Source organism: Clostridium bornimense (assembly GCF_018917145.1).
GTDB classification, from domain to species: Bacteria; Bacillota; Clostridia; order Clostridiales; family Clostridiaceae; genus Clostridium_AN; species Clostridium_AN bornimense_A.
In genome coordinates this window covers 33,185-54,769 of record NZ_JAHLOD010000022.1, presented here as the reverse complement: position 1 = coordinate 54,769, position 21,585 = coordinate 33,185, and the positions used below count along the sequence as shown (strand labels likewise).

Below are 21,585 nucleotides of genomic sequence, written 5' to 3'. Positions count from 1 at the left end.
TATACAAAATTATTACACTTAAAATCTCAGAAATTCTCCCAAAGGGAATTTCATCCACACCTGTGTCTTAATACTTGTGCACTAATAAAGACCAGCATATATCCCCTCAAGATACATACTGGTCTTTTAATTTTTTTACTTAATATTATATATCTTTTTAAACTCTTCTAAAAACTGATTTTTTTCATCTTTTAGCGATAACTTTTTCTCTAATTTACTATTAAATAATTGCTCATTCCAACTCTTTCTCCTAGTATAATAATCTCTACATATACTATAAAAATCATATGGGAACATTAATAAATAGTATAATACTTCTAATTCTCTATCATCTAAATCACTTTCCTTGGAATACTCCTCCAAAATCAACTTTGTTTTATCTATATTATAATCAAAATTCTTTTCTACTTTATTAATAAAATTGCATAAATCATGAACTCTAAGATCTACAATAGAATAATCAAAATCTACAAAATATGCTTCTTCTTCATTTATCAATATATTATGATAAGCTAAATCATGGTGACAGATAGTTATCTTATTTTTCTCACGACATAAATCTAAGTAAGCAGTTTTCTTTAAACCTTCTAAACTTTTCTTTCCTAACTCTATATATCCATTTATTTCTTTAGTTACCTTGCTATCAAATTCTGTTAAATTATCAAACTTATTTATAAGACTATGAATAAACTTCAATTCATTTATATATCGTTTTAAAGATACATCTAAAGTTCCAACATTATTTCTATTTCTAACTTTAGTTTCAAATCCAACTCCAGCATTATGCAATTGACTTAGTCCCTTAGAAGCACTTTTTAGATGTAATGGATTACTAAATTCACACATTAATCCTTTAAGGTTATCCATTATAACATAAATTTCTCCATTAAAGTTTGTATAGAACTCTCCTTTTGTATTTTTTTCAAACCTGACAACTCTATTAAAACTTTTTGATATATACTCTAAAGCCGAATTGATAAAATTAAATTCACTTATCTTCCAATCACCTTTTTTTAATATCTTTTCTCCTTTATCTGTATACAGTATATATACATTTCTTAAAGGACATAAGTCAGTGACCTTTAGGTTAAATCTTTCAAACAACTCAATATCCAAGTTATACCCATAGTTATTCATATCAATCCTCTCCTATAAAATACTATCGCCATCTATAATTTTTGATAAACTCAACTTATTTTTATATTCTTCTTCTGATAATTCTTTCTTCTTCAATCTATAATAATTTACCCATTTCATATATTCATATGGATAAGATACTAATGCTAATATTAAATCTTCGCTAGACTTACTTAAATCATTATAATTAACAAAATCACGTATTAGTAATGAGTAATCTATTTCTATTTTTTTCTTCTTGCATCTTCTCACAAAATCTACAGCATTCATTTCAATAAAATTGTAATTACAGTCATCCAATGTAGCATAGTAAATTGTTCCATTTTCTCTTGTGATATTACGAAAAGATGTATTTCCTATAGATATCTCTGTATTATTCATACTCCTCTTTAATATCTCTAAATATGAAGAAATCTTTATTGTTTCTAATGCTCTTTCTCCTCTTTCCAACATTTCATTTGTATTTGATAAGATATATTCCTCTACAATAGTTAGTTGGTTCAACTTTTCTAAGTTACAAATGTATTTTCTAGCTCTTCTTGATAACATTTTAATATTTTCATAGTATCTACCCGTCTTATTATTTATCATCTTACCTTCAATACCATTGTATCTAGATGCTATCTTTGAAAAATCTGATACAATATGAAGCTGCTTAATACATTCTACAAAAGTTATGTCTGCCTTTCTTATAGGAGATAGTTCTCCTTTAACTACATTAAACGATCTTAAATAATCCTTAAACATAATAACTACCACCTAACTTTCATTTTTTCAAACTCTCCTACAAATTCCTCCCGTTCTTCTCTATCATCAATAATTTTTTTTAATTTTGTCATAAAAAATTCTTCGCCCCACCGTTGCTTTTCCCAATAATATTGAATACCAACTTGCCAAAAATCTTGTGGGAATGCGATAAATCCAGCCATTACTGGTATCTCTCTTTCATCAATTTTAAATGATTCATTATATACACTTAATATAAACTCAGCTTTTTTTAAATCCCACTTTCCATTTTTCATAGTTCTAATAATCATTGAACTAAGATCATGAAGATGTGTATCCAAAATACAATAATCAAAATCTATAAGTTTAACTTTATTTTCTTGTTGGATCATAATATTATGATGAGCAAAATCATGATGACAAAATCCAGTAAACTTTTTTTCTTCACTCATAAGATTGAAATAGTCTGATTTAATTAACTTTGATACAGCTTTTCTTCCTCTATCTGCTTCTTCCTCTAAAAATTTAAAATATAAGTTATCAAATTCACTTTTAACATCTTTTTTAAGTATTCTATCTTTAAAATCATAAATTTCATCTATCCTTGTATTAAATGTCTCTATCCACCTTCCCCAGCCTATTCTTGGATTCATATCTTCTGTATCTATAAATCCTCTACTAGTTAAATGTAATTTTGACATAACTTCTACAGCTAAAATTATATCTATCACATTATCATAATTAGCTTGTCTAGCTTCTATCCATTCTGTTAAGTACCCATAATTACTATCTAATTCAATGTACTCCATTCCATTTAATGTTTTTAAAAAGGGAATCATACAATCCAATTCCTTTTCCATTAAATATTTCATGGCAGAAAAAATAAAATAGAAATGTTTAAACTCATATCTTATAACTTTTAAGCAATACTCTTTATCACTTTCACTCTTTATCTTATATACATTTTTTATTTTATTAATGCTCTTTATATTAAAACCATAAGACTTTTCAACTATGTCTTTTATAGCCTCAATATCCATACTCTACTCCTAAAAATTATTTATAATATAGTATATGAAGTAGCACATTTTTAGTTCCTCAGTAATATACTTTAATAGATATGTATTTACGGGGAGAGGATTATATGAGAATAGCAATTGATGGACGAGGCATTAACTGGTACCATGGCACTGGAATAGGAACTTATACTGAAAATCTAGTTAAAAATCTTCTTCAAATAGATAAGAAAAATCACTATCTTTTATATTGGTCTGGTCCTGATTATGATAAATATAAAAGAGCTAATACAATGATTCATATGTGTTCAAAAAGATATCATAGATTTTTTGAAGAAAGTTATTTCCCATATACAAACGATATTAATAATATAGATATACACCATATACCTCAAAATGGAATTGGGTTATATAAAGACATGAACTGTAAAAAGGTTGTTACTATTCATGATCTTATTCCATATATAATGCCTGAAACTGTTGGCAAAGGTTATCTTACAAAATTTATGGAGGAGATGCCAAAAATAATAAAAGAATCTTCTGCCATAATAACTGTATCTGAACATTCCAAAAATGACATATTGAAATTTTTCCCTAATGCTGAAGGAAAAGTTTTCGTAACTTATCTTGCTCCAAAGGATATCTATAAACCGCTTAGGCGCCAATCATGCGTAAACTATCTAAAGCGGAAATATTCTATAGATACACCTTTTCTTCTGTACGTAGGAGGATTTAGTTCTAGAAAAAATGTGAAGGGACTAATTCTTTCCTTCTACAATATGATAAAAATTTTTGATAAACCACTAAAGTTAGTCGTAACAGGCTCACTTAAAGATGATGGCGAGAATCTTCTAAAACTTTGTCATGATTTAAATCTAGATGATAAAATAATTTTTACTGGATTTATTCCAGAAGAAGATTTGCCTATATTCTATAACGGTTGTGAGATATTCATATATCCTTCTCTTTATGAAGGATTTGGACTCCCACCGCTTGAAGCAATGAGTTGCGGTATACCCGTAATAACATCAAACACTACTTCCATCCCTGAAGTGGTATCTGATGGTGGTATACTAATCGACCCTTTCGATGAAAATTCATTAACCAAATCGATGATAACTTTGTTAACTGATGAGAAGCTCAATGTTCAATTGCGCTTCAAAGCCCTTAATCGAGCTAAGAACTTTTCTTGGCTCAATACCTCCTTTGAAACACTGAATGTTTATAATTGGATTTTGAATAATTCCTAAGGCTGCGCAATGCAGCCCTTTTTTTATTTCACAATTTCAGTGCACAGTTACTGAAAACTATGCACTAATATAAAAAAGCTGTCACCCCTTCGTGCAACAGCTCCACATCCAAAATTCTTATGTATACTAAATGTTATAAAATGTAATATAGTCTACCTTACATTTATATCGCCTTCGTTTACCTGTATATCTAGTAAAAGTTCACTATCAGGTTTATAGTTTTCTATTTTTACTTTTCCTTTACTTGATTTAGCTACAACTTTATATGTATCTTTTAACAGTTCTGTTTCAACATTCCCCTTGTTTACTTTTAAATATACATTTCCATTAGCTTCTAAATTGCTTGCTTTTATATCTCCCAAATATGAATCAACACTAATTTCTCCGCCTATATTTTGTAACTCAGTATTCCCCGCCTTGTCTACAATAACCACTTGTTTTGGCTTTATATCTTTAACATTTATATTCCCTTCTTCAGCCTCTATGCTTAAATATTCTAAAGATTCATTGCTACTAGATATATTGATATCACCTAGGAAATTGTTTACATATAACTTATTAGAATAATTTCTAGGAATCTTTAATTCTATACTCAATTCTTGCCCTATATTTATAAGTCCTGTAGAATTATTATCTGTTACCTCATTTATCTCTACTTTACCATTTGATTTATCAATATTTAATCTTGGTGCATAGTCATAAGATTTTACCTTAGTATTACCAATTAAATGGACTTCTATATTCTCCTTATCACTATCTACAATACTTATATTAGCTGTAGTACAATTTAAAAATACCTCTTCTACATCTTCTATTGTTATATCTTTTTTATCATTTATATCTATATTATGATACCGGTCATTATTGGATTTTTCATTTGCAAGTTGATCCTCAGATACTGCAGATGCTTCACTTAAATTTTTCTCACCTTTACTAAATATGAATTTCATACCTATGTATAATCCTGATAAGGCAATTATCACAGCCAATATCAACAATGTTGCTTTACCTTTTTTCATAGTATCACCTCCATACTTCTTCTTTTTTATCTTAAACTCCGTTTACTTTATTATATTTCATAAAAGTATATTCTATCAACAACTTATTTATACCTACAATAAATTACTTATTTATTATATATAAAAAAAGAGCCCACTTATGAAATTTAATCATTAAGCTTAACTCTTTTTTATTGTTATCTATATATGAATTTCACTATTTAGTTATATCTTCTCCTGGTGCAAATAATTCATAATTTATTGCATCTTTTTTTACACCCATAGCTTCTAATCCCTTGTATAAAGTTCTCATAAATTCTATTGGCCCGCAGAAATAAAACTCTCCATCCATTGGAAGATTTTCTTTCATCCATTCTGCATTTATTCTTCCTTTGAAATCAAAATCTTCACCTAACTTATCTTCTTCTAATGGTCTTGTAAAGATTGTTGTTAATTCTATATTATCATTATTCTTTACTAATTCATTTATTTCATCTTCAAAACTATGATTTTTTGAGTTTGCTAAACTATATATCAGCTTAACTTTTCTATCTGTACCAACAGTTGCATAAGCCATAGATAACATTGGTGTAATTCCGATTCCTCCACCAATTAATACTAAAGGACTATCACCATCTTTTAATACAAATCTACCCATAGGAATACTTCCTTGTATTATATCTCCAACATTTACAGTATCACATAATAACTTACTTACATTACCTTCTGCTTCTCTTTTTATACTAACTCTATAGTAATCTTCCTTAGAATCCATTGATAATGTGTATTGTCTTGCTTTACTATACTTACCGTCTTCCAGTGGAACCCTTATAGCAATAAATTGTCCTGGTATATGCTTTGGTAATTCTGCTCCATCTGCTGCTTTTAAATAAAATGAAGTTACTAATTCATCTTCTTGCTTTTTATCAAATACTATAAAGTCCTTATATCCTTTCCATACGTTGCTCATAACTATTCTCCTCTTCTGTTTATTATCCTTACTATTATCTTAAATTAATTACTGTAGATTTTACTCTAGTCATTGCTTCAATAGAATATCTTATTCCTTGAACTCCCATTCCTGAGTCCTTAACACCTAAAAATGGAAAGTGATCTGGCCCTCTTTCCGTCTTATTATTCACTTGTACAGTACCAACTTCAAGTTTACCTGCAACATAAAATGCATCATTTATATTTTCAGTAAATACAGATGATTGTAATCCGTATTCCGATTTATTAGCTATTTCGATAGCTTCTTCAACATTATTAACTCTTATAATAGGTAATACTGGTCCAAATGGCTCTTCCCATGCTAGATCCATTTCTTCAGTAACATAATCAATAAGTGTTGGATAAATTATATTTTCTTCTCTTTTTCCACCGACTATACATTGTCCACCTTTGTTCAATGCATCATTTATTAATCCTTCTACAAATAATGCACTTTTAGTATCTATAAGTGGCACAATATCCACTTGTTTTTCTAATGGATTTCCTACAACTAATTTTTCTACCTTTTCCTTTAACTTTTGTACTAATTCATCTGCTACTTCATTTTCTACTAATACTCTCTTTATTGCCGTACATCTTTGTCCAGAATATGAATACGCACCTGCAACAATGTTTTTTGCTGCTAAATCTAAATCTGCATCTTTTAGAACAATACTAGCATCTTTTCCACCAAGTTCCATTAATGTAGGAGTCATTTTTGTCAATTGAGAAATTCTAGCTCCGATTTCTGAACTTCCTGTAAAGTTAATGAAATCAACATCTGGATGTGCAACAACATAGTCTCCTATTTCACTACCTTTACCTGTTATTGTATTAATAACACCTGCTGGAACACCTGCTTTTTGGAAAATACCTGCTAAGTATAATCCACTTAAACTTCCTTGAGTTGCTGGTTTAAAAGCAACAGTATTACCACCGATAATAGCTGGTGCTATTTTTGATGCTGCTAAGTTAACTGGATAGTTAAATGGTGATATAGCTAAAATAACGCCAAGGGGTTCTCTTGTTACCATAGCTATCTTATTTTTTGTCCCACCCTTAAAGCTATCTCCTTGTAAAATCTCACCTTGCATATTTTTAGCAGTATCTGCTGTAAATCTAATAAAATCTGCCGTTCTGCTAACTTCTGATCTAGCACTCGCTTTATCCTTCGCAACTTCCATAATAAGTAAATTCGCTAATTCATCAATATTTTCTTCTAATAATTCAGCCGCTTTATATAATATTTCTGCTCTTTCAAAAACATTAGTTAATTTCCATTCCTTTTGAGCTTCCTTACAACCTTCTATAGCTAAATCTACTTCTTCCTTGCTCATTGCTGGTACTCTTCCTAATAATGAACCATCTAAAGGTGAATTTATATCAATATATTTACCACTTTCACTTTCTATCCATTGACCATTTAATAATTTTTTTAACTCTATATTTAAATCATTAACGTATATCTCTTTCATTTTCTTACCTCACATTTCCTGCATGTTGTGATATTAGTATAAAATAATCTGCAGAAACAAAATGTGATTCAAATCAATTTTTTAAATATATTCTTCTAATTTTTCGTTATCAATAATTATAATTTTCTTTGTTCCAACAATTTTTATTATGCCTTCCTCTTCAAACTTCTTAAGTTTTCTACTTATAGTCTCTCTTGTAATTCCAACATAGCTTGCCATATCTTCTCTAGTTAGATGCAAATTGATAACTAAATTTCCTTCATTATTTTTGCCATACTTATCTGATAATTCTTTAAGCAAAAATGCAATTCTTGCATCAATATCATTAGTAGCTAAGTTTTGTGCAAGACTTTCTACATCTGATAATCTCTCACCCATTATCTCTAATATCTTAATTGCTATCTCTGGTTTATATAATAAAATCTCTTTAAAATTTTCTTTACTTAACATACAAATTTTACTTTCTTCTATAGCTTTAGCATTAAATCTATATTTAGATTCCTTAAGTAAATTTAACTCACCAAAGAAGTCTCCCTCAGAAAGTATATGTAATATTTGCTCTTTTCCATCCTTTGTATACTTATATATTTTTATCTTACCAACATTAAGAAAATATAAAGTTTGGGCCTTTTCACCTTCTAAAAAAATAACATCATTTTTATTTACCCTCTTGTGATTCATCTTTTCAATAATCTCTGTTAATTCACTAGAATCTAATGATGAAAAAATAGATATATCCTTTGCACATAATCCTCTCTTACAACCGCCACAACAATTATTCATTATACTTATTCTCCATTTCCTATATAAAAAAGAAGCTTTGCATATAGTAGTGTTATACTTAATGCAATAGCTTCTTTTATAACCTATATATACTTACTAAATTTATTATCTCGTTTTATTATATCAACTAAATGTTTTAAATCTTGATCTTTATCTTTATTCATTATAAGTAATACATCTTCACTATCAACTATTATTAAATCTTCTACTCCAAATGTTATAATAAATTTTCTTCCTCCAAATACAAAACAATTTTCGCTTTCACTAGTAAATACTTCTCCTTTTACTCCATTAGATCTTTGATTTGATAAAAACTTTCCTAATGAATTAAAGTTACCTATATCATCCCATATAAATTCGCTTTCTATTACATATGCCTTTCTTGTCTTTTGCATTATACCATAGTCAACAGAAATTCCTTCTATAAGATTATATTGATCTTTAATAACTTTTTCTTCTTCTTTAGTATTTACTGCTTTATATATTTCCATCATATTTTTATACATCTTAGGAACATATCTCTCTAATTCTCTTAAAAAAACATCTGCTCTCCATACAAACATTCCTGAATTCCATAAGTAATTATTACTATAATAAAAATCTGTAGCAACTTCAAGGTTTGGTTTTTCTATAAACTGCTCAACTCTAAAAGTACCTATCTTATTATTTACTCTATCCCCTACTTTTATATACCCATACCCTGTCTCTGGTCTAGTTGGCTTAATGCCTATGGTAACTAATCCTCTTCTTTTTTCTGATATATCTAAAGCCCTTTGTATTGTATCTAGATATTCTCTTTCTCCCTGTATATAATGATCAGATGGCAATACCACCATCTTAGCATCTTTATCATTTTTTAATAGTTTTATAGCAGATAATGCTATACATGTAGCTGTTTCCTTATTTTGCGGCTCTGTAAATATGTTTTCTTCCCTAATATCAACTAATTCTTTTTTAACTTTATCTAAGTATCTCTCATTAGTAACAACATATATGTTCTCTCTTGGAATCAATTTTAAAATCCTATCTACAGTACTTCTTAAAAAACTTTTATCATTAATTACTTTTAAAAATTGCTTTGGATTATCTTCCCTTGAAAGCGGATATAACCTCGTTCCCTTACCGCCAGCTAATATCAATGCATATAACACAAAAATCCCCTCCTGTATGCATCTTATAATAAATCTATGCATGTTAAGGAGACTGTATAACTACAATTATATATCAGTGTACAGTTTTCAGTGCAAAGTGCACAGTATAAGTAAATTTTATAACTCACAACAATAAGGTAACGAACTATGAAGTCCATTACAGGTGAGTTCACACAAATGTGTCAAGGCACAAGTATGATGTGGTACAAGGCACAGGTGTCAGTTCACAGTGCACAATTATGGATGAAATTCCCTTTAGGGAAAATTAACCTTACTTGTGCCTTCTAACCTGTGCCCCACGTATTGCTATAATAAAAAGAACTGTTGCATTAACAAATTTCTATTTATTAATACAACAGTTTCTTTTTATATTATGCTTTCTTTTTATCTAATATTCTTTTTACAAATCTAATAACCTCACCTAAAACTACAATAGTTAAAGAGTATGCTATTACCTTAATCCACATTATAAAGCTTAATGGTACAGTATTAAATATAGTACCTAAGAATTGTGTAGCTAAAACTTGTATTACAAATACTCCTGCAAATACTTCTAATAAAACTTTATTTGAAAAGAATCCTTTGATTATACTTTCATTATCAAGTCTTCTAGAGTTAAATACATTAAATAGTGCAAATAAAACAAAAGCATTAAATACTAATGTTGGTTGTTCTGCTTCTGTACCACCTAAGATATTTGTATTCATAAGTAAGAATATCATAGCAACTATATAAACACCACCGATAATTATCTTGGTAATCATTGATTTTGTTATTATACTTGCGTCTCTCTTTATTGGTTTGTCATTCATAATATTTTTTCTCATTACTTCTATTCCTAAAGTAATAGCTAAAGGACCATCCATTATTATGTTAATCCATAATAATTGAAGAGGAGTAAATGGAGAACCAAAGTTAAACAACTCTGCTAGAAGTACAGTGATAACTGCTGCTACATTAACAGTAAGCTGGAATTGAATAAACTTTTGGAAGTTTTCATATACTCCACGTCCCCAACCTACTGCTTTTACGATAGTTGTAAATGAATCATCTAAAAGTACCATATCTGCTGCTTCTTTAGATACCTCTGTACCTGTAATACCCATTGCTATACCAACATCGGATTTCTTTAATGCTGGAGCATCATTAATACCATCACCAGTAACACCAACAGAATTACCAAGAGCTATTAGTGTTTCTACTACTCTCATCTTTGTAAGAGGCTTACTTCTTGCAATAACCTTTATTTTTGGTAGAGCCTTTCTTAATTCCTCATCACTCATAGCATCTATATCAACTGCTTCACAAACTATTGAGTCATCTTCTAATAATCCTAAATCTTTTGCTATAGCTCTAGCTGTAACGATATTATCACCAGTAAGCATTTTAATATCTATTCCTGCTTTATGACAAGTTTCAACTGCTCCATATACATCTTCTCTTATAGGATCAGCTATAGAAACAAATCCATCAAAGATCATTTCTTCAGCTATTATAGATTCAGACTCTTCCCAATTATATTCCTTAGCTAATGTTCTATGAGCAAATCCAAGAGTTCTTCTTGCCTGTGCTTGTACATTTTGAATTTCTTCTTCTATATTTCTTTGTATATCTTCAGTTAAATCTACAATTTTACCATCTAGCATTACCTTAGTACAAAAAGATAATATTTTTTCTGGACTTCCTTTTGCATAAAGAACAAGTTCACCATTATCTTTTATAATACTAGACATATATTTTTTATCTGAACTAAATGGATATTGATACACTTTTTCTACTTCTTTTTCTGGTATGTCCATTATAGATGTTAAAAGTGCTACCTCCGTTGGATTTCCAACATACTTCTTATTGCCATCGCTTTCTTCTAATTGAGCAGAACTATTAACTCTATAATTCATTATCATATAATCATTATCTAATTCTTTCGGAGATGTCAATTTGCCATTATGAAAAACATCAATAACTGTCATTTCATTTTTAGTTAATGTTCCTGTCTTATCTGAACAAATAACATTTACAGACCCTATAGTTTCACAGGCTACTATCTTCTTTACTAACGCATTATTCTTAGCCAACTTCAAAACATTAATAGCTAAAGTAGCTGCCACTATTGTTGGAAGTCCCTCTGGTACAGATGCTACAATAAGGGCTATACTTGTTGTTAATGCTTCACCAACAGTATCAATATTTAAAGTTCCTGTTGATACAAGTCTAAATATTTTTATTGCAAATACTACTGTAGCAACAATTATACCAATCTTTGCGATATTCTTACCAAGGTTAGCTAACTTTTCTTGAAGTGGTGTACTTCCTTGATTATTCCCTTGAATTTCTCTAGCTATAGCACCCATTTCAGTAGCATCACCTATTTCAGTTACCACCATAAGTCCTTGTCCAAATGTTGCGTAAGTTCCTGAATAAACCATGTTTTTTCTTTCTGCTAAAGGAGTTTTTTCATCAGTTAAGACAGCATTACTATCTTTCTTAACCATCATACTTTCACCAGTTAACATAGATTCATCTATTTGAAGATCTGTTGTTTCTAAAAGTCTTCCATCTGCTGGAATCTTGTCTCCAGTTTCAATAATAACTATATCTCCTGGTAATAATTCATTTTTAGGTATTTGTTTTAATCCACCATCACGAATTACTTTAATTAGAATACCTTCACTAATATCATTTAATGAGTCAAAAGCTTTTTGAGACTTTCCTTCAGTAACTAAACTTATACCAACTGAAAGTGAAATAGCTAAAATTATACCTATAGTTTCAATCCATTCTGTAGGCTGACCTTGAATGATTTTCATAATATTAATGATAACGGTTATTGCTAATGCAATTAATAGTATTAGCATCATTGGTTCACATAATGAATCAATAATTCTTTTTATAAGTCCATCTGATGGAGCCTTAGTAAATTCATTATATCCATACCTTTCTCTTAACTTAGATACATCTGACTCCTTAATACCACCATCCTTTGAAGAACTTAATGTTTTTAATGTTTCTTCTGTACTTTTGCTAAAATAATTCATTTCTTTACCTCCTCTTGATAGTAACAACTAAAAAAGACCTTTAGCACAACAATAACGTTGTGCTAAAGGTCTTGCATCACTAATTAAGTGCGATAGCTTCCAGGCATAAAAATTATACCGGTTGTTGAAAACTATCCCTAAATCAAAAATTTAGGTAGCTACTCCCCTTTAACAGAAGTAATTTATTTATATTTATTTTACAATATTGCCCTAAAAATTACAAGTATTATTTTTAAAAATAACTTTTTATCCTTTGCTTTACAGGATCATATTTACTTTGTTTTTTATATTGCAATTCATTATTCTTAAAACTTGTAGAATCTCCTTCTTTAGTATATACGTCATATTCATTACCCCAATATAACCTATAATCATTTATATCTAATATTATTGAAACAACATCTTTCATTTCAAAAGGTTCATTACTATTGTATTTTATATTTTGAGGTTTCTTAAATCGTATTTCTACAAAATAACCTTTATTGTTATTTAATATTTCATCTATATTTTTATATATATCTTTCTCTTCATCAAGAAAACAAATGTAATTTGATATATCACAATTTAAATTTAGAATCATATCTTTATCTAAATCTATAATGTTGTTATTATGATATGACTTTACATATAATACTTCCTCTAAAGGTATTGCCTCTATTCCCTCTGGTATATATTCCTCAACTTCATCTTTCTTACATACTAATGATATAGAAAAAGTAACAACAGTAACAATTAAACAAGTTGTTATCAATTGAATTATACCACTTCTACGTTTATATCTATCCTTTATCTTACCTAAAGAAACATAAATAATATAACCTACTAATGTTCCAAATCCATTTGTTAGTATATCATCTATTTCTGAAAATCTACCTGCAAATACTTGTAATAGTTCTATAATAATTGTTGTTCCAAATCCAATTACTATTATTTTTTTATAACTCCACTTACACTCTCTGAAAACTATAGGCAATAAGAAACCATATGGTACAAAAAGAAGAAAATTCAAGAAGATCATTTTTATTGATCCATCTACAAAGGGTATGTATAAAGTTAACATACTAAAAGAAAAATAGGATAAATTAAATTTCATCCCTATTATTCCTGTTATTCTTAATACGCAGATACAATATATAATGAAAATTAACTCGAAAATTGATTTTGTTATTACAAGCTTTCTTCTCTTATTACTAATCCACAAAAAAACTAATATTATAATATAAAGTAATACTGCACTAATAATACTTCCTCTACATTCCCAATATCCTTGAAAGAAATACTGCTTCACCTTAACCCCTCCTAATAACCTGTGCATAATACAGATTATACCATATGATGCAAATCACTATTCCGTTATTAATAAATTAAACTTGTAAGCAATATTTCCTTTTATCATGGCACAAAGTAAGGTACAGGTTAGGTATATTAGTGAATAGCTACATGAAGGTGCAACCTTCATGTAGCCCTCCGTAATGGTTCTGTATCAAATACAATTAAGTTTAAGAAAACTAACCTACTCTATACACCAAGCTTAAACACTTAAAATTTTAGAAATTCCGCAGGAATTTCATCCAAAACTGTGAACTACTATATAATCAGATCTACTAAAAAACTGCTACACTCCTATCGTGTAACAGTTTCATTTCTACTAATTATTTATCTTTTTTTAACATTTCACCAATAGCAGCTATACTTCCAAGTGATGATAATGTTTCATTTGGTAATATAAGCTTATTAGCTGGATTATTAGCCATTTCCTTAAGTGCTTCAACTTGTTTTAATGCAATAACTGTTTCATTAGTTCCTGATTCAATAATCGCAGTATTTACTTTCTTAATAGCTTCTGCTTCTGCTTTTGCCACTGCCTCTATAGCATCAGCTTTACCTTGTGCTTCTAAAAGTTGTGCTTCTCTAAGACCTTCTGCTCTTCTTATATTAGCTTCTTTTTCTGCTTCTGCTTCTAATATTCTAGATTGTTTTTCACCTTCTGCCCTAGCTATTTCTGCTTGCTTAGCACCTTCTGCCTCTAAAATAACTGCTCTTTTATTTCTTTCAGCTTTCATTTGCTTTTCCATTGCTTCTTGAATTTCTCTTGGTGGAAGAATATTTTTAATTTCTACTGAAAGAAGCTTTATACCGTATGCATCTGTAATTTCATCTACTATAGTTAATAGTTTAGAGTTTATTCTATCTCTTCCTGATAAAACTTCATCTAATGTCATTTCACCAACTATGTTTCTCATATTAGTAATAGTTGCATATCTTATACCTTCCATATAATTTTCTATGTTATAAACAGCATCTTTTGGATTAATAACCTTGTAGAATATTACATTATCAATTTGAATATTAACATTATCTTTAGTTATAACTGTTTGAGGTTGAATATCTATAATTTGTTGTTTTGTTGATACTCTTCTTCTAACAAAGTCTACATATGGAATAAGAAAATGCCAACCTGGTTCTAAAAGTTTACTAAATTGACCTAATCTTTCTACTACAAATACTTGTCCAGTATTAACTATCTTAATAGAACTCAATAAAGATACTATTAAAATTACACCTAAAATAATTAAAAAAATTAACATATACTTTTCCCCCTATTTACTTTTGATAGTGAACTTTGTTCCTACTATTCCTGTTATTATAAATTTTTCTCCTGTTTTTATAGCTTTTCCTTCGTTTATCACAGTCCAATAAATACCCTCTATCATTACTGAACCTGTATCTTCAATGTCTGTGTTTGCAATAAATTCTTTACCTATAATCTCTTCTTCTCTTGTTAATGTTTTAGGAATCTCTTTCAATTTCTTTTTAAATATCGGATAAAAAATTAATGTTGCAATGATACCTATTAATACAAATGATATTAATTGTACTACAAATGATATACCTAACACATTTAACAAAATTGCTACTAGTGCCCCAAGCCCAAACCATACAAATAATAAATTGCTGCTACATATATCAATAGTTACAGCTGCTATTATTATTACAACCCATAAAAAATATATCATATAGCTTTTCCCCCTCCTCTTATTTTTATTATACTATAAAATATATTATTTTCAACACTAAAATAAGTTTTTATATACCACTTAACATCTTTTGTTTTAACGTACAACTTTTAAACTTCTCATTTGTTAATAATAACTATATAACTTTTTTATACTTAATTTCCAATATGTATTAAATTAATTGTATCATTAGTAAAAATATTTTAAAACTGTCTATAGATTTTTTGCTAACACATATCTTCTTAATCCACCATACTTTAGCTTATCTTTCTTTATCTCATACCCTAAAGCAATAAAAGTATTTACACTAAAAGGATTGTATGGTGATGCTGTAGCTGTGATTAATTTCATCCTTCTTTCTTTAGCTATACTTTCAATAGTTGCACAAATGGTCTTTTGTAATCTATTCCCCCTATAATCCTCATCTACTATAGTTGATTCAATCTGACATACTTTTAATAAATCATTACCCTGTATTTCTAAATCATAGCCATAATTATGCTCATCATATTTATTCTCAACATAAACTCCCATTGCTATTAACTTATCTTTTTCGGTAATACATCCAATAATCTCACCTTTACCTAAAATCACTTCTTTAAATTCATCAATTGTTGATGGTGCATAAGTTTCTTTATTATCTATACCTGCTAAAATATTTTCTTGCAACTCCATTATTTTATTAATATGTGATAAATCTAATTTCTTTATTATTACATTAATTAACTCTCCATCTTTTCTCTTAACCACTAATTCCTTAATCATATTTTTTCCTCCCGTAATATATTTATTATGTTATTTATTCTATATTATAACAATTGTATAGTTTACAATCTATAAAAAAGTACGGTGACATCTTTTCCAATATCACCGTACTCTATAATATTACCTATTCTGCTATTCCATAATAACATCTCTTAGGAGATATTATTGTACCTTCTGCTTTTAAAGCTTTTATTACTTTATCTATTTCTTTTTTATCTATTCCCGTAACTTCAGCAATTTCTCCACCTTTCATAGGTTCTGCTGAATTTTTTAATACTTCTAATACTTTATCTCTTATTTCCATTTTACTACCTCCAAATATGTAAATCTTATAATAGATAATATAATATATTCTAACACTTTTCAATAATTATTATTAGAAAACAATCTTTATTTATATATATTTTTTTAGTATCGTCCGTGTTTTCACAAAAAAAGTATTGATAATTTTCGACTTTTATTATAAAATCTTATTGTATTAAGAACATTATTGTTTATTTTTTTAAAAATGTTCGCTTATATAAATCCTATAATATGGTTAGGATGTCTCTACAGAGCTACCGTAAATTGCTCTACACTATAAGCATCTATCATTATTTTTCGAGGAGTTGTTATTAATGAATTATGATGTAATAATAGTAGGTGCTGGACCGGCTGGAATATTTACAGCCTATGAATTAAATAAGAACAAGCCTAATTCAAATATATTATTAATTGAAGGTGGCAGAAGTATCGATAGAAGATCTTGTCCGAAAATAAGAACAAATAAATGTGTACAATGTAAGCCTTACTGTCACATTACATCAGGTTTTTCTGGCGCTGGTGCTTTTTCTGATGGGAAGCTATCTTTAAGCTATGAAGTTGGTGGAGATCTTCCTGAATTAGTTGGTGCAGATGAAGTTCAAAGTTATATTGACTATACCGATAATATATACCTAAGTTTCGGTGCAGATACAAAAATTGAAGGTATCGGTAATACTGATGAAATAAAAGAAATAAGACGTAAAGCTATTGAAGGTAACTTAAAACTAGTTGATTGTCCTATAAGGCATCTAGGTACTGAAAAAGCTCATGAAATATATTCAAAAATTCAAAACCACCTAATAGATAATGGTGTTACTATAAAATTTGATACTATAGTTAAAAATCTAATAATTAATGAAAACAAAATAAAAGGTGTTTTACTTTCTGATTCTATGACTAAAACAAAAGATGAAAAAATTTTTAGTGACAAAGTAATTATTGCTACTGGTAGAAAAGGTTCCGATTGGCTAAAAGATATGTGTGTTGAACATAATATAACTCACAGTGCTGGTCCCGTTGATATCGGTGTAAGAGTTGAACTTAGAAATGAAGTAATGGATAATGTTAATAGCGTCCTTTATGAATCAAAACTTATTGGCTATCCTGCACCTTTCAGAGATAAAGTTAGAACCTTCTGTCAAAATCCTGGTGGATTTGTTAGCCAAGAGAATTATGATAATAATCTTGCTATAGTAAATGGTCACTCATATAAAGACAAAAAATCAAATAATACTAACTTAGCAATATTAAGTTCTCATAACTTCGCAGAACCGTTTAATGAACCTATTGAATATGGTAAAAAGGTTGCTGAACTTGTTAATATGCTTGGTAATGGAAGTATTCTTGTTCAAAGATATGGAGATATTCTTGATGGTAAGAGAACTTGGCCACATGAATTATATCAATCAAATGTTAAACATACACTACCAGATGCCGAAGCTGGTGACTTAACTTCAGCACTTCCTTATAGAACATTAACTAACATTCTTAATTTTATAGAGTCTATGAATACTGTTGTACCTGGTTTTGCTAGTAGAGAAACATTACTTTATGGACCAGAGATAAAATTCTACAGTAATAGAATAACTCTAGATAAAAATTTCGAAACAAATATTGAAGGACTTCATTGTCTTGGAGATTCAAGTGGATGGACAAGAGGTCTAATGATGGCATCAGCAATGGGTGTTATGATGGGTAGAAAACTTTAAATATCTTACACTTTCAGTGCAAAATTCACAATTACCTTAAATTCTAAATATAATAATGGAGGTGTCGCATTAACAAATAAAAAGTTGTTAGCGATACCTCCTTTTATTATGACACAAGACAGGGCATAGATTAGATGGCACAAGGCGTAAGTAAGACTAATTCACAATTCAGTCAATTCACTATGGTGGTCAATTTTCCCCGAGAGGGAAAATATTTTAGTCCTTAGGGCGGCGCGAGGTATAGATGTATTTATCACATATATAAAACTGTTATACTTAAGTGTTGTTTTCTAAAAATCATAGATTCCTAGTGCAAGCTACATGAAAGCAAAGCTTTCATTAGCCCCCGTAATAGTTCTATATCAAATATAAATATCTTAAGACCTGTGCCTTGTGCCATCATACTTATGCCCTGATATTCTATTTTGCTAAAAAAACTGCCGCACTCCAATATAACTTCTTTGTGCGACAGTCCCTTCCTTACATTTACATTATTGAAATAACATCATATCCTTCATCTTCAATAGCCTCTTTTATTACTTCATCACTTACATTACTTCCTTCTACTACAGCTTTACCTTCTTTTAGATCTACAGTAACATTTTCAATTCCTGCAATATCTTCTAAAGCTTCCTTTACATGTGCTACACACTTTTCACAACTCATTCCTTCAATTTTAATAACTTTACTCATTTTTAATCCTCCTTAATTTTAACTGTTTTTAATCTTAATGCATTTAATAGCACTGATACCGATGATAAACTCATGGCTAATGCTCCTATCATTGGATTTAGAAGCGGTCCGCCAAAGATATGGAATATTCCCATAGCAAATGGTATTCCAAGAATATTATATCCAAATGCCCAACCTAAATTTTCTTTTATATTTCTCATAGTCTTTCTGCTAAGATTTATAGCTACAGCAACATCTAAAATATCACTTCTCATAAGCACTACATCTGCACTTTCTATAGCAATATCTGTACCACCACCTATAGCAATACCTACATCACTTTGCGCTAATGCTGGTGCATCATTAATACCATCACCAACCATGGCTACCTTCTTACCAGCTCTTTGTAGTTCTTTAACTACTTCTGCTTTTTTCTCTGGAAGAACACTTCCATAAACCTTATCTATTCCCACTAAGTTACCTATATATTCACAAGTTTCTGTTTTATCTCCACTTATCATAACAACTTCTATACCTTTTTGATGCAATAAATCTACTGCCTTCTTAGAAGTTTCCTTTACTACATCACTTACAGCAATTACACCTAACACCTTATTGCTAATAAGAATCATCGGTGTTTTTCCTTCTCTAGATAACTTATTTACTAACTCATCTAATTCATCACTATATAAATCTTTTTCTTTTACTAATCTATCATTACCAACAAAATATTCTTTACCGTTAATATTTCCTTCTACCCCTCTACCAACAAGTGCCTTAAATCCTTCCACCTCATAAATTATAACATTCTCTTCATTACCTTTTCTAACTATTGCATCTCCTAATGGATGTTCTGAATGTTTTTCTAATGAAGCTGCGATTTCAAGAACTTCTTTTTCAGGTATTCCAAATCCAATTACATCAGTAACTGTTGGCTCTCCTTTTGTAAGTGTACCTGTCTTATCAAAAACAATAGTATCTATTTTACCGGCTATTTCTAACGCTTCTCCACTTTTAATTAAAACTCCATTTTCTGCCCCTCTACCACTAGCAACCATTATTGCTGTTGGTGTAGCTAATCCTAATGCACATGGACAAGCTATAACTAATACTGATACTAAAATATTAATAACAAAACTTAAACTTTCTCCACCAAAGAAATACCATGACAATGCTGCAATAATAGCCAGTGTCATAACTATAGGAACAAAATATCCTGAGATAATATCTGCTAATTTTGCTATTGGTGCCTTAGAACCTTGAGCCTCTTCTACTACTTTTATTATTTGAGATAAAGTAGTATCTTTTCCTACTCTAGTAGCTTCATATTGAATTCTTCCATTTTTATTTAAACTACCACCAATAATGCCAGATCCTATTTCTTTTTCAACCGGAATACTTTCACCAGTAAGCATTGATTCATCTATAGATGTTTCTCCAGAAACTACTACCCCATCTACTGGTATCTTTTCTCCTGGTTTAACAACAATAATATATCCTACTTTTATATCTTCAAATTTAACTTTCCTTTCAATACCATCTTTTAAAACTGTAGCTTCCTTAGGTGATAAATCCATTAGCTTTTTAATAGCATCTTTAGTCTTTCCTTTTGCTATAGCTTCTAAATATTTTCCTAAAGTTATTAATGTTAATATTACACCTGCTGACTCATAATAAAGATTCATTGTATGAACACCAGTATATATTCTAATAGTATTTACAAAAGAATATATAAACGCTGCTGATGTTCCCATGGCTATAAGTGAATCCATATTTGGTGATAACTTCACCATGTTTTTAAATCCATGTATAAAGTAACTTCTTCCTACTATCATTACTGGAACAACTAATACTAATTGAATAGTAGCAAATACTGAAAGGTGTTCCATTGCTATTTTATCTAATGACGGAATAAACATAGGTACCATTGCTATTAGTAATAATGGAATAGCAAATATCATAGATAATATTAGTCTTTTCTTCATTTCTCTCAATATTTCTTCAGGACTTTTACCTTTTTCCTCTAACTCTAATGCTTTATATCCTTTTTTATCAATAGCTTCTTTAATTTCATCTATTGATACTTCTTTATTATTAAAATCAACTAATAATTTTTCTGTTGAAAGATTTACTGTTGCTTCATTTATTCCTGGTAACTTTTTAACTGTTCTTTCCACAGCTTTTACACAGGCTGCACAGGACATTCCTTCTATTTTTAATTCTTTCTTCATATATCCTCCTTACTTTCCTAAAAGTTTGCCTAGTATATCTATAACTTCATCTATTTTTTCATCTGCATTATCGTGATGCATCGCTTCTTTAACACAATGGTTCAAATGATTTTTTAATATCATACTATTAGATTTTTTAAGTAATCCTTGAGCTGATATTATTTGATTAGAAATGTCTATACAATATCTTTCATCTTCAATCATCTTAATTATTCCATCTATCTGCCCTCTACAAGTTTTTAAACATTGTAAAATCATTTTTCTATCTTTATCCATAAATCCTCCTTATTTGTACCCCTCCCCTAGGTGGGGGTGTGCAACTTTATA

At 29.3% G+C, this 21,585-nt stretch carries 19 protein-coding genes and 1 riboswitch; of the genes, 2 read left to right on the top strand and 17 right to left on the bottom strand.

The genetic code is table 11. The annotated features are described in order from the left end of the window. Nucleotides 1–135 precede the first annotated feature (135 nt). The 3 genes from KQI30_RS09515 to KQI30_RS09505 are packed head-to-tail and all read right to left on the bottom strand — an operon-like array spanning nucleotide 136 to nucleotide 2,903. Nucleotides 136–1,137, bottom strand: a complete 1,002-nt coding sequence (locus KQI30_RS09515) for a CotS family spore coat protein (protein WP_216463070.1) — start codon at nucleotides 1,135–1,137, stop codon at nucleotides 136–138. Between the two features lie 12 nt (nucleotides 1,138–1,149). Further along, complete coding sequence (locus KQI30_RS09510; RefSeq protein WP_216463069.1) at nucleotides 1,150–1,884, bottom strand: hypothetical protein; 735 nt, start codon at nucleotides 1,882–1,884, stop codon at nucleotides 1,150–1,152. 5 nt (nucleotides 1,885–1,889) lie between these two features. Continuing rightward, a complete protein-coding gene (locus KQI30_RS09505) occupies nucleotides 1,890–2,903 on the bottom strand; it encodes a CotS family spore coat protein (RefSeq protein WP_216463068.1) in 1,014 nt (337 codons plus the stop codon). A 104-nt stretch (nucleotides 2,904–3,007) separates the two neighbouring features. Between KQI30_RS09505 and KQI30_RS09500 the strand changes: the two genes are divergently transcribed. Then, nucleotides 3,008–4,129 (top strand): glycosyltransferase family 4 protein, encoded by a 1,122-nt coding sequence (locus KQI30_RS09500; RefSeq protein ID WP_216463067.1) that lies wholly within the window; start codon nucleotides 3,008–3,010, stop codon nucleotides 4,127–4,129. 152 nt (nucleotides 4,130–4,281) lie between these two features. Here the strand turns inward: KQI30_RS09500 and KQI30_RS09495 are convergent, their stop codons facing one another. The 11 genes from KQI30_RS09495 to KQI30_RS09445 all read right to left on the bottom strand — a co-directional run bounded on the left by KQI30_RS09495 (nucleotide 4,282) and on the right by KQI30_RS09445 (nucleotide 16,647). Continuing rightward, on the bottom strand, nucleotides 4,282–5,148 hold the full coding sequence (locus KQI30_RS09495) for a DUF4097 family beta strand repeat-containing protein (RefSeq protein ID WP_216463066.1): 867 nt from the start codon (nucleotides 5,146–5,148) through the stop codon (nucleotides 4,282–4,284). A gap of 196 nt (nucleotides 5,149–5,344) precedes the next feature. Further along, a complete protein-coding gene (locus KQI30_RS09490; RefSeq protein WP_216463065.1) occupies nucleotides 5,345–6,097 on the bottom strand; it encodes an FAD-binding oxidoreductase in 753 nt (250 codons plus the stop codon). 34 nt (nucleotides 6,098–6,131) lie between these two features. Continuing rightward, nucleotides 6,132–7,592: an NADP-dependent glyceraldehyde-3-phosphate dehydrogenase gene (locus KQI30_RS09485; RefSeq protein ID WP_216463064.1), complete on the bottom strand. Its 1,461-nt coding sequence runs from the start codon at nucleotides 7,590–7,592 to the stop codon at nucleotides 6,132–6,134. A gap of 81 nt (nucleotides 7,593–7,673) precedes the next feature. Next, nucleotides 7,674–8,375 carry a Crp/Fnr family transcriptional regulator gene (locus tag KQI30_RS09480; RefSeq protein ID WP_216463063.1) on the bottom strand — a complete coding sequence of 234 codons (702 nt, stop codon included), beginning with the start codon at nucleotides 8,373–8,375 and terminating at the stop codon, nucleotides 7,674–7,676. 83 nt (nucleotides 8,376–8,458) lie between these two features. Continuing rightward, complete coding sequence (locus KQI30_RS09475) at nucleotides 8,459–9,526, bottom strand: mannose-1-phosphate guanylyltransferase (protein WP_216463062.1); 1,068 nt, start codon at nucleotides 9,524–9,526, stop codon at nucleotides 8,459–8,461. Between the two features lie 371 nt (nucleotides 9,527–9,897). Continuing rightward, the gene (locus tag KQI30_RS09470; protein ID WP_216463061.1) at nucleotides 9,898–12,561 is read right to left on the bottom strand and encodes a calcium-translocating P-type ATPase, PMCA-type; all 2,664 of its coding nucleotides are present in this window, start codon (nucleotides 12,559–12,561) and stop codon (nucleotides 9,898–9,900) included. A 232-nt stretch (nucleotides 12,562–12,793) separates the two neighbouring features. Then, on the bottom strand, nucleotides 12,794–13,849 hold the full coding sequence (locus KQI30_RS09465) for a VanZ family protein (protein WP_216463060.1): 1,056 nt from the start codon (nucleotides 13,847–13,849) through the stop codon (nucleotides 12,794–12,796). Nucleotides 13,850–14,213: 364 nt separating this feature from the next. Beyond that, entirely contained in the window at nucleotides 14,214–15,149 is a 936-nt protein-coding gene (locus tag KQI30_RS09460; RefSeq protein ID WP_216463059.1) for an SPFH domain-containing protein, read from the bottom strand. A gap of 12 nt (nucleotides 15,150–15,161) precedes the next feature. Then, nucleotides 15,162–15,578 (bottom strand): NfeD family protein, encoded by a 417-nt coding sequence (locus KQI30_RS09455; RefSeq protein ID WP_216463058.1) that lies wholly within the window; start codon nucleotides 15,576–15,578, stop codon nucleotides 15,162–15,164. 213 nt (nucleotides 15,579–15,791) lie between these two features. Next, nucleotides 15,792–16,343 carry a GNAT family N-acetyltransferase gene (locus KQI30_RS09450; RefSeq protein ID WP_216463057.1) on the bottom strand — a complete coding sequence of 184 codons (552 nt, stop codon included), beginning with the start codon at nucleotides 16,341–16,343 and terminating at the stop codon, nucleotides 15,792–15,794. A 124-nt stretch (nucleotides 16,344–16,467) separates the two neighbouring features. Next, nucleotides 16,468–16,647, bottom strand: coding sequence for an HTH domain-containing protein (locus KQI30_RS09445; RefSeq protein WP_216463056.1), 180 nt, complete (start codon nucleotides 16,645–16,647; stop codon nucleotides 16,468–16,470). Between the two features lie 192 nt (nucleotides 16,648–16,839). Beyond that, nucleotides 16,840–16,943, top strand: a riboswitch (purine riboswitch). Between the two features lie 17 nt (nucleotides 16,944–16,960). Between KQI30_RS09445 and KQI30_RS09440 the strand changes: the two genes are divergently transcribed. Next, nucleotides 16,961–18,355 (top strand): NAD(P)/FAD-dependent oxidoreductase, encoded by a 1,395-nt coding sequence (locus KQI30_RS09440; protein WP_216463055.1) that lies wholly within the window; start codon nucleotides 16,961–16,963, stop codon nucleotides 18,353–18,355. A 486-nt stretch (nucleotides 18,356–18,841) separates the two neighbouring features. Here KQI30_RS09440 and KQI30_RS09435 read toward each other — a convergent pair whose 3' ends face one another. The 3 genes from KQI30_RS09435 to KQI30_RS09425 are packed head-to-tail and all read right to left on the bottom strand — an operon-like array spanning nucleotide 18,842 to nucleotide 21,534. Continuing rightward, nucleotides 18,842–19,048, bottom strand: a complete 207-nt coding sequence (locus KQI30_RS09435; protein ID WP_216463054.1) for a heavy-metal-associated domain-containing protein — start codon at nucleotides 19,046–19,048, stop codon at nucleotides 18,842–18,844. A gap of 2 nt (nucleotides 19,049–19,050) precedes the next feature. Next, nucleotides 19,051–21,258 carry a heavy metal translocating P-type ATPase gene (locus KQI30_RS09430; RefSeq protein WP_216463053.1) on the bottom strand — a complete coding sequence of 736 codons (2,208 nt, stop codon included), beginning with the start codon at nucleotides 21,256–21,258 and terminating at the stop codon, nucleotides 19,051–19,053. Between the two features lie 9 nt (nucleotides 21,259–21,267). Next, entirely contained in the window at nucleotides 21,268–21,534 is a 267-nt protein-coding gene (locus KQI30_RS09425) for a metal-sensing transcriptional repressor (protein WP_216463052.1), read from the bottom strand. Nucleotides 21,535–21,585 lie beyond the last annotated feature (51 nt).